This is a genomic window from Pseudoroseomonas ludipueritiae, assembly GCF_014490445.1.
Taxonomy (GTDB): Bacteria; Pseudomonadota; Alphaproteobacteria; order Acetobacterales; family Acetobacteraceae; genus Pseudoroseomonas; species Pseudoroseomonas ludipueritiae.
This window is the reverse complement of sequence record NZ_JACTUZ010000180.1, coordinates 1-8,238: the sequence shown is the minus strand read 5'-3', so window position 1 is coordinate 8,238 and position 8,238 is coordinate 1. Positions and strand designations below refer to the sequence as shown.

General features: G+C 68.9%; 10 protein-coding genes and 1 tRNA gene. 6 read left to right on the top strand and 5 right to left on the bottom strand.

Annotated features, from left to right (window positions below; all coding sequences use genetic code 11):
* The 3 genes from ada to IBL25_RS22765 all read left to right on the top strand — a co-directional run.
* The coding region (ada, locus tag IBL25_RS22775; protein WP_187780780.1) for a bifunctional DNA-binding transcriptional regulator/O6-methylguanine-DNA methyltransferase Ada at positions 1-856 on the top strand (856 nt) is incomplete at its 5' end.
* A 72-nt stretch (positions 857-928) separates the two neighbouring features.
* The gene (locus tag IBL25_RS22770; protein ID WP_187780779.1) at positions 929-2,002 is read left to right on the top strand and encodes a tartrate dehydrogenase; all 1,074 of its coding nucleotides are present in this window, start codon (positions 929-931) and stop codon (positions 2,000-2,002) included.
* Between the two features lie 326 nt (positions 2,003-2,328).
* A complete protein-coding gene (locus tag IBL25_RS22765) occupies positions 2,329-3,438 on the top strand; it encodes an ATP-grasp domain-containing protein (protein WP_187780778.1) in 1,110 nt (369 codons plus the stop codon).
* 83 nt (positions 3,439-3,521) lie between these two features.
* On the opposite strand, the gene IBL25_RS27400 is transcribed toward IBL25_RS22765, so the two are convergent.
* Both IBL25_RS27400 and IBL25_RS22755 read right to left on the bottom strand, forming a co-directional pair.
* The gene (locus tag IBL25_RS27400) at positions 3,522-4,511 is read right to left on the bottom strand and encodes a hypothetical protein (RefSeq protein WP_187780777.1); all 990 of its coding nucleotides are present in this window, start codon (positions 4,509-4,511) and stop codon (positions 3,522-3,524) included.
* Positions 4,512-4,635: 124 nt separating this feature from the next.
* Positions 4,636-5,205, bottom strand: a complete 570-nt coding sequence (locus tag IBL25_RS22755) for an adenine phosphoribosyltransferase (RefSeq protein ID WP_187780776.1) — start codon at positions 5,203-5,205, stop codon at positions 4,636-4,638.
* Between the two features lie 149 nt (positions 5,206-5,354).
* Here IBL25_RS22755 and IBL25_RS22750 point away from each other — a divergent pair, with 149 nt between their 5' ends.
* Positions 5,355-5,549, top strand: a complete 195-nt coding sequence (locus tag IBL25_RS22750; protein ID WP_187780775.1) for a DUF2842 domain-containing protein — start codon at positions 5,355-5,357, stop codon at positions 5,547-5,549.
* 41 nt (positions 5,550-5,590) lie between these two features.
* Here the strand turns inward: IBL25_RS22750 and IBL25_RS22745 are convergent, their stop codons facing one another.
* Both IBL25_RS22745 and IBL25_RS22740 read right to left on the bottom strand, forming a co-directional pair.
* A complete protein-coding gene (locus IBL25_RS22745) occupies positions 5,591-6,349 on the bottom strand; it encodes a TorF family putative porin (RefSeq protein ID WP_187780774.1) in 759 nt (252 codons plus the stop codon).
* 206 nt (positions 6,350-6,555) lie between these two features.
* Positions 6,556-6,632 (bottom strand) — tRNA-Pro (locus IBL25_RS22740).
* A gap of 158 nt (positions 6,633-6,790) precedes the next feature.
* Between IBL25_RS22740 and IBL25_RS22735 the strand changes: the two genes are divergently transcribed.
* Complete coding sequence (locus tag IBL25_RS22735) at positions 6,791-7,231, top strand: c-type cytochrome (protein WP_187780773.1); 441 nt, start codon at positions 6,791-6,793, stop codon at positions 7,229-7,231.
* 15 nt (positions 7,232-7,246) lie between these two features.
* Here IBL25_RS22735 and IBL25_RS22730 read toward each other — a convergent pair whose 3' ends face one another.
* Positions 7,247-7,918 carry a cytochrome b/b6 domain-containing protein gene (locus tag IBL25_RS22730; protein ID WP_187780772.1) on the bottom strand — a complete coding sequence of 224 codons (672 nt, stop codon included), beginning with the start codon at positions 7,916-7,918 and terminating at the stop codon, positions 7,247-7,249.
* A 125-nt stretch (positions 7,919-8,043) separates the two neighbouring features.
* Between IBL25_RS22730 and IBL25_RS22725 the strand changes: the two genes are divergently transcribed.
* Positions 8,044-8,238, top strand: a 195-nt coding sequence (locus tag IBL25_RS22725; protein WP_202986858.1) for a hypothetical protein, incomplete at its 3' end; no start/stop codon positions are given.

Genomic DNA, 8,238 nt, shown 5'->3' with positions numbered 1-8,238 from the left:
CCGCCGCTGCCGCCCCGACCTGCCGCCGCCACGCCAGCGACAGGCCGCCATGGTGGCCGAGGCCTGCCGCCGCCTCGACGCCGCCGAGGAAGTGCCGGACCTGCCGGCCCTGGCGCGGGAGCTGGGCCTCAGCCCCTCCCACTTCCACCGCCTCTTCCGCGCCGTCACCGGCCTGACGCCCGGCGCCTATGCCGCCTCCGCCCGTGCCCGCCGCCTGCGGGAGGAACTGCCCGCCGCCCGCACCGTGACGGAGGCGATCTATGCCGCCGGCTATGGCTCCAACAGCCGGGTCTATGAAAGCGCCGATGCGCTGTTGGGCATGACGCCCACCGCCTGGCGCGCCGGCGGCGCCGCTTCCACCATCCGCTTCGCCATCGGCGAATGCGCGCTGGGCAGCATCCTGGTGGCGCGCAGCGAGAAAGGCGTCTGCGCCATCCTGCTCGGCGATGAGCCTGAAGCCCTGTTGCAAGACCTCCAGGACCGCTTCCCCCGCGCCACCCTGATCGGCGGCGATGCCCATTTCGAGGCACTGGTGGCCCAGGTGGTAGGCTTCGTCGAGGCCCCCGGCACCGGTTTGGACCTGCCGCTGGACCTGCGCGGCACAGCCTTCCAGCACCGAGTCTGGCAGGCTCTGAAAGACATCCCGCCTGGCAGCACCGCCAGCTATGCCGAGATCGCCGCCCGCATCGGCCAGCCGGGTGCGGCACGGGCGGTGGCCTCGGCCTGCGCCGCCAATGCCCTGGCGGTGGCGATTCCCTGCCACCGGGTGGTGCGGGGGGATGGCTCGCTCTCCGGTTATCGCTGGGGCGTGGCGCGCAAGCGGGAACTGTTGGCGCGGGAGGCGGCGGGCGACTGAAGCCTGGCCACCTTCCTGCCCGGGGAAACAGGGTCTAGAACCTTCGCACAAGCAGCGAAGAGGTCACGTCCCATGTCCCGCACGCATCGCATCGCCGTCGTCCCTGGCGACGGCATCGGCAAGGAAACGGTGCCGGAGGGCCTGCGCGTACTGGATGCCGCCGCCCGCCGCTTCGGCTTCGACCTGAAGCTGGACCACTATGACTGGTCCTGCGAGACCTATCAGAAGACCGGCCGGATGATGCCGGAGGACGGGCTGGAGCAACTGGCGCAGAGCGACAGCATCTTCCTCGGCGCCGTCGGCTGGCCGGGGGTGCCGGACCATATCTCCCTCTGGGGCCTGCTGATCCCGATCCGCCGCAGCTTCGACCAGTATATCAGCCTGCGCCCCTGCAAGCTGATGCCGGGCACCAAATCCCCGCTGGCCAACCGTGGCCCGGCCGATATCGACTTCTACGTGGTGCGCGAGAATACCGAGGGTGAATATTCCTCCTCCGGCGGCCGCATGTTCCCGGGCACGGAGCGCGAATTCGTCACCCAGGACAGCGTCTTCACCCGCCATGGCGTGGACCGCGTGCTGAAATACGCCTTCGAACTGGCGCAGACCCGCCCGCGCAAGAAGGTGACCAGCGCCACCAAGTCCAACGGCATCACCTTCACCATGCCCTACTGGGACGAGCGCTTCGCGGAGATGGCGAAGAACTATCCGGGCATCACCACGGACCAGTTCCACATCGACATCCTCTGCGCCCATTTCGTGCAGCACCCGGACTGGTTCGACGTGGTGGTCGGTTCCAACCTCTTCGGCGACATCCTCTCCGACCTCGGGCCGGCGGTGGCGGGTTCCATCGGCATCGCGCCTTCGGCCAACATCAACCCGGAGAAGAAGCACCCGAGCATGTTCGAGCCGGTGCATGGCTCCGCGCCGGATATCGCCGGCAAGCATATCTGCAACCCGATCGGCCAGATCTGGTCCGGCGCCATGATGCTGGAGCACCTGGGCGAGAAGGAAGCCGCCGACGCCATCCTGCGCGCCATCGAGAAGCTACTGGCCGAGGGCGGCCCGCGCACCCGTGACCTGGGCGGCCAGGCTGGCACCGCGGATGTGGGCCGCGCGCTGGCGGAAGCGGTGGCGAACGGCGCCTGACGCGAGGCGGAGGGAAGCCGCGCCGCGCCAGGGTGAGGGGCATCACCCTGGCGCCCTTTCCGCTTTTCCATGCTGCGCGGATTGCCATCCTGCGCCAGCGCCCGAATGCAGAAGTCCAAGCTTGCGAGAGGCATTTCCGAAACCTGGGCCCCGCAGATGCCGACGGGATCACGAAAGCCATTCCGTTATCTGAACTGACCCGATCGGGCTAATCCCGAATTGCATTCTCCTGGCCCGGACAGGCGGCCACACAGGGCATCATTGCATCTATAGTTATCGCGAAGCCTCTGCGTCGCAGCGCGGAACAGCTTCGGGAGGATGCAACAATGCCAGAAAAAACTGGCCACGTGCCTGGAGACGTGCGGAAATGTCTGATACTGGCAAGCGGCTCAAGGCTGCAGTACCGCGCATTGAGATGCGCGGCGGATCACTTCAGCGCAGCTTATGTTCTTGGCACCATCGAGGCGAAGCCGCTCAGCAGTTCCCATGCCTGCCGGGATTTCCTGGAAGCGCCCGTCGGCAAGGAGAACTTTCAGGATCTCTCGCCTGACTTCATCAACAGGATCTGCGCCGAGCGGCAGATCGGATACATCCTGCCCAGCGACAGTGCCACAACACGGTACCTGACCACGGTCAGGAACCGCCTCCACGCGCGGTGCTACCCGGTTCCGCCCACCGAGGTCTTCGATATCCTGGACAACAAGTTCCTGTTCTCCAAACTCTGCGGCGAACTGGAACTGCCTTACCCGCGCAGCCATTTCGCCGAGGATGGGGCGGTGCTCATGGCATTGGCGGCTCATGGGCGGATCAGGTCGCCATCGGTGGCGAAGCCGCTCAGCATGGCGGGGAGCTTCGGCGTCACGAAGCTGGTTTGGGATTCGCCGGCCGATCTTCGCGGGCGCGTCGATTACAGTCCGATCCTTGTGCAGGACTATATCGACGGCACCGACATCAGCGCCTTCTTCCTGTGCCAGGGTGGCCGGGATCTCGCCTGGGTCATCTATCGCAGGGACAAGGAGAAAACCGAGTTCCTCGACATGCCGCCCATTCTGGATGCCTGCAGAAAGATCAACAGGCACCTTGAATATGACGGAGTGCTCGGCTTCGATATCCGCATCAGCCCTGACGGTTCCTTCTACTTTCTCGAATGCAATCCACGCTTCTGGTACAACATGCATATCGCGCAGATGGCGGGGCTGAACTTCGTCGCGCTGGGCTTCGAGAGCGGCGAGCCCGATGGCGCGGCGCTCAATATCAGGGATGTTTCCGTGACCAACCTGCGCGCGGTGCTCAGGAAGGCCGCGACGCATTGGGTATTGGACAGGCTGGACCGTAAGGTCCTGCGCTATTTCAGCTCCGACCTCGTGTCGAATCTCTGGATGCTGCAACAGAGATTGAGCAAGGCCGGCCGGATGGCGGATGGGCATAGTCTCTGACGGCGACGGGGCCTGACCCAGGCTCCTCCGTCAGCCCGTGGCGCGTCCTCCGCGAGGCCGGAGGACGCCCGCGGCGCGGCGCCTCAGGCCGCCTGCCAGGAGAGCCGCCGCAGCAGCCATTCGCGATAGGCCAGCACGCCATCTGGCGAAGGAAAGAGCGCCGACATGGCCATGCGCGCCTCGGCCCCCACCAGGGCCGGGGCGGTGTTCTCCGGCGATTCCTTGGCTTCGTCTTCCTGCCAGCGCAGCGCCGCACGGCGCCATACCGCCACCAGGTCGGCCGAGGTCAGGGCCGGCAGCACCAGCGCCGCCCGCAGCCGCAGCGCCGCGAAGCCGGCCTGGGCCGCGGCCACCTGGGGCGGGCGGGCCTGCATGGCGGCCTCCGCCAGGGGCGGTAGGCCCGGGATATCACGGCGGCCGGGTGTTTCCAGCTCCCGCCAGGGGGTCAGGCCGATGCGGGCGGCACGCAGCATGGGGGAGGGGGTGGCGATGACCAGGGCATCCACCTCGCCGCGCGCCAGCGCCTGCTCGGCCGCCAGGGCGCCCAGGCCGAAAACCGGGATGGCGGGGTGGCCGATCAGGTCCAGGCCCAGCAGCGCGGCGGTTTCCGGCGCATCCGGCCCTGGCAGCGCCAGGCGCAGCGGGCGAGCGGCATCGGGCGCCGGCATCGGGCCGCGCCCGGCCAGGATGGCCCCCTGCCAGGAAGCGCAGAGCGGCAGCCAGCCCTCCACCGGGTAGCGTGCCCGGCTTTCCCCGATCAACCGCGCATGGGCGGCGGAGCCGGGCAGCACCAGCAGGGTGCGGCCATCGATGCCTTCCAGGGTGGCGAAGCGGTTGGCGGCGGTGACGCCATCAGGGCCGCCGATGGTGGTGCTGTGCAGCGCCACCGCATGCGGCAGCCCGCGCACCAGCCCGGCCGCCACCTTGGCGGCCCACAGGGCGGCCGGACCACCTTCGGGGCCGGGCAGCAGCAGGGTGGCGGTATCGGCCGTCAGCCTCTGCGCGCGGGCGGCGGGGGCGCCCAGCAACGCGGCGACCAGGGCAGGCAAGGCGCGGCGGGTGAGGGCGGGCATGGGAGAGACATGCCCGGTCCTCGCGGCGGAAAGAAGGCGGGGCGGCGCGTCAGGTGCGGCACTGCCTGGGTCGTGGGCAGCGTCTGCCTGCCGGAGTTGCGGAATCCGGAACCGCCTGCGCATTTCAGGAATCGTAGGCCGCCAGGGCCTCGAAGGGAGCGTCCAGGCGGGCGCGGCCATTGAGGAAGGTCAGCTCGATCATGGCGGCGGCCAGCGGCACCTCGGCCCCGGCTTCCTTCAGCAGGCGGATGCCGGCGGCCATGGTGCCGCCGGTGGCCAGCAGGTCGTCCAGCAGCACCACGCGGTCGCCCTTCTTCACGGCATCGGCCTGAATCTCCAGCCGGTCCGTGCCGTATTCCAGGGCATAGTTGTAGCCGATGGTGGCGCCAGGCAGCTTGCGCGGCTTGCGCAGCAGGATGAAGCCCAGGCCCAGCTCCAGCGCCAGCGGCGCCGCCAGCACGAAGCCGCGGCTCTCGATGCCGGCCAGCGTGGTCGGCCTGTAGGGGCGCACCAGATCCGCTAGCATCTTGATGGCGGCGTTGAAGGCCGGGCCGTCCCGCAGCAGCGTGCAGATGTCGTAGAACAGGATGCCGGGCTTCGGGAAATCCGGCACGGCGCGGATATGCGCCTTCAGGTCGAAGGACGACCCATCAGCGAGAGACCCTGGGGCAGGGGTCGGTCCGGTGTCGGGCATCCGCGATCCTCTAGGCTTGGGCGGGGCAGGAAGGGCCCATTCGGGCGGGGGGCGGAGACTAAGGCGGCAGGCCCGCCGCCGCAACGCATGGCCGCCCTGCCGCGTCATACCCCCTTGGCGCCGCGCGCCGCCCCTGCCAAGAGGCGGGCATGTCGCGCACCTCTGTTGCCCTGCTGGCTGGCTCCATCGGATTGCTGCTCTACCTTCTCCTCGTGCTCTGGATCGGGGACTGGGTGCAGGGGCTGCACTGGGCCGTGCAACTGCCCTTCTACGTGCTGGCCGGCTTTGTCTGGGTCTTTCCCATCCGCGCGCTGATCTACTGGGCGGTTCGCCCGCGCCGCTGAGCCGGTGCCCGGGCGGCCTCGCCACCCGGGCCCGCCGATCGTCAGAAGATCTTGCTGAGCGTGACCATGGCGCGGGCTTCGCAGAACTTGGTGCCACTGAAGCATTCGCTCCTGGAGAGGCTGGTATCGTAATAGCCCACCGCCAGGGTGATGCCCGCCACAATCTCGCGCGAGGCCACAACCTGCCAGTTGGCGTAATCCGGTGCGCCATAGCGGCTGTTGCGCCCGATCCACTGGTGGCCCAGGCGGCCGGAGAGGGTGAAGCCCGCCGGCAGCGAAAGGTCCGCGCCCCCTTCCAGGTAGAAGGCATCGCCACTCTCGAAATAAAAGTTGGGGGACCAGGCGGCGGTGCCCACCAGCTTCAGCGGCTCCAGCGTGTAGCTCGCCTTGGCGATGGCCTCGACATAGTTGAACTCATGGCCACCGGGTGGAGCGTCATAGCCGGGATAGGTGTAGTAGATGGCGCCCAGGTCGAAGGTGGCGGCACCGGCGGCGAAGCGGTAGCCGGCCGCGAGGTCCAGCTCCTGCCGCGCATTGGTGCCCGGAAAGGCCACATTGGTGGCAAAGGCGCCGATATAGATCCCGCTGTCGTGCTGCAGGTCCGCCGTGCCCTGGATGCCCGGGCGGTTGCGGGTCTGGGAAATGCCACGGAACAGGTAATCGCTACTCAGCACTGGCGTGACGGTCAGCGTCAGGCCGCTGTCGCCCAGCGGCATCTGCGCGGCGGCGGGCATGGCCAGGGTGGCGCAGAACAGGGTGCCCAGGCAGGCGGGCACGGCGGCGGCCAGGATTTGCTTCATGGGCGGACTTCCTTCCCCCAGGAGCCTTGTGCCCCCGCGGGTGGCGGAACCTAAGCAACAATCATGCAACGATCCGGGCCATGCGCCCGCCACCAGCCTGGGGCGGGGCATTCCCGTTGTCACCGGTGGCATGCGGCCAAGAAAAAACCCCGCCTCCTGCTCCCTCTTTCGAGGGGAGGAGACGGGGTCTGCCCATCCGGATCGATTGGTCGGAGCGAGAGGATTCGAACCTCCGGCCCCTGCGTCCCGAACACAGTGCTCTACCAGGCTGAGCTACGCTCCGCCGTTCCGTCTGGGTAGGCGCGGCGTATATCGCCCCTGCGCGCACTCGGCAAGTGGGGGTGCGACGAATTCCTGCGATGCGCGAAGCTGGCGCTTCATGGCAGGCTTCCACCGGCCGCCGCTTTCCCCTGGTGGCCGTGAAGGACGGAGACGCGCTGCATGAAGCGACTGTTGCTGCCGGTGGGCCTGCTGGCCCTGGCCCTGGGCGCCGCCGGTTCCGGTGATGCCTGGGCGCAGGGCGACGTGATTGCCCAGCGAAAGGAGGAGATGAAGCGCTCCGGCGCGCATCTGGAGGCCATCAAGAAGATCATCGATGCGGGGGAGGCCGTGGACCCCATCGCGCCGCGCGCGCAGGAGATGAATGGCTATTTCGCCACCCTGGCCACGCTCTTCCCGGCCGGCAGCACCGAGAACAGCAAGGCGCGGCCGGAAGTCTGGTCGGACCGCGCGGGCTTCGAGAAGGCGGCGGCCAATGCCACCGAGGCGGCGGCCAAGCTGGCCTCGGCAGCCGGCAGCGGGGACAAGGGCGCGACGGCGGCGGCCTTCCGCGAAGTGGGTGCCTCCTGCGGCGCCTGCCACCGCAACTACCGCGCGCGCTGAGGCGGCGGGCGGGCCTCACCCCAGGCGGGAGAGGCCCCAGACCGCAACGGCCACCACCGCCCCCCAGCCGAGCGCCCGGCCCGGCGGCGCCAGGCGCGGGGCGCGCCGGGCGATATCGGCGGGCAGCCGCTTCACCCCCGTCACCATGGGCCGCACCAGGTCCTGCCGCTTCAGCAGGGCGTAAAGCAGCACCGCCAGGACATGCAGGGCCACGGCGGCCAGGATCAGGTTGAAGTTGAAGGCATGGATGGCCGTGGCGCGGTCGCTGGTCTCGCCCGAGACATGGCTGGCCAGCGGGCCGCGTGTCAGGATCTGGTCGTCGGCCATCAGCCCGGTGCCGGCCTGCAGCAGCAGCAGCGCCAGCATCACCAGCACCATCCAGCCGCCGGCGGCATTATGGCCCATCTCGGTATCGGCCTCGCGCCGCGTCATGTGGCGCAGATGCGCCAGCGCCGCGACTGGCGAGCGCAGGAAGCGGGTGAAGCGCGCGGTATCCGAGCCCCAGAGGCCCCAGCCGATGCGGAAGAGCAGCAGCCCCAGCGTCAGCTCGCCGCTGAGCACGTGCAGGTCCATCCGCCCCGTCTCCACCGACCACCAGGACAGCGCCAGCAGCGCCACCAACCCCCAATGCACCAGGCGGACCCAAGGATCCCAGATCTTCACGCGCTGCAGGGGGGGAGTGGACATGGCGACATCCTTGCCACAGGAGGGAACGGATTCGTGCATGGAAGCATGGATCGTGCCCTTGGGCTTGCTCCGGCTGCCCCAAGTGCCCATTCTTGACCAATCCTTTAAGGCAATATTGCGTAGCTATGACCGATCGCATGCGGATGGGCCTGGCGCTGGGCGGGCTGGCCAGCATGGCCGCCGTCGCTGGCGGCCTCTGGTGGCAGGGACGGCAGGCTGTGCAGCCCGCCGCGCCTTCCGCTGCGCAATTGCGGCCTGCCCTGGCCGTGGTGCCGCCCCAGGGCCTGCCTGCCGCGCCGGAGGCCGGTGCGGCGGAAGGC

What these genes read in the sequence shown, in the direction of transcription:
- IBL25_RS22770 (WP_187780779.1), top strand. Translation starts at nt 929, where the DNA reads ATGTCCCGCACGCATCGCATCGCCGTCGTCCCTGGCGACGGCATCGGC.
- IBL25_RS22765 (WP_187780778.1), top strand. Translation starts at nt 2,329, where the DNA reads ATGCCAGAAAAAACTGGCCACGTGCCTGGAGACGTGCGGAAATGTCTG.
- IBL25_RS27400 (WP_187780777.1), bottom strand. Translation starts at nt 4,511, where the DNA reads ATGCCCGCCCTCACCCGCCGCGCCTTGCCTGCCCTGGTCGCCGCGTTG.
- IBL25_RS22755 (WP_187780776.1), bottom strand. Translation starts at nt 5,205, where the DNA reads ATGCCCGACACCGGACCGACCCCTGCCCCAGGGTCTCTCGCTGATGGG.
- IBL25_RS22750 (WP_187780775.1), top strand. Translation starts at nt 5,355, where the DNA reads ATGTCGCGCACCTCTGTTGCCCTGCTGGCTGGCTCCATCGGATTGCTG.
- IBL25_RS22745 (WP_187780774.1), bottom strand. Translation starts at nt 6,349, where the DNA reads ATGAAGCAAATCCTGGCCGCCGCCGTGCCCGCCTGCCTGGGCACCCTG.
- IBL25_RS22735 (WP_187780773.1), top strand. Translation starts at nt 6,791, where the DNA reads ATGAAGCGACTGTTGCTGCCGGTGGGCCTGCTGGCCCTGGCCCTGGGC.
- IBL25_RS22730 (WP_187780772.1), bottom strand. Translation starts at nt 7,918, where the DNA reads ATGTCCACTCCCCCCCTGCAGCGCGTGAAGATCTGGGATCCTTGGGTC.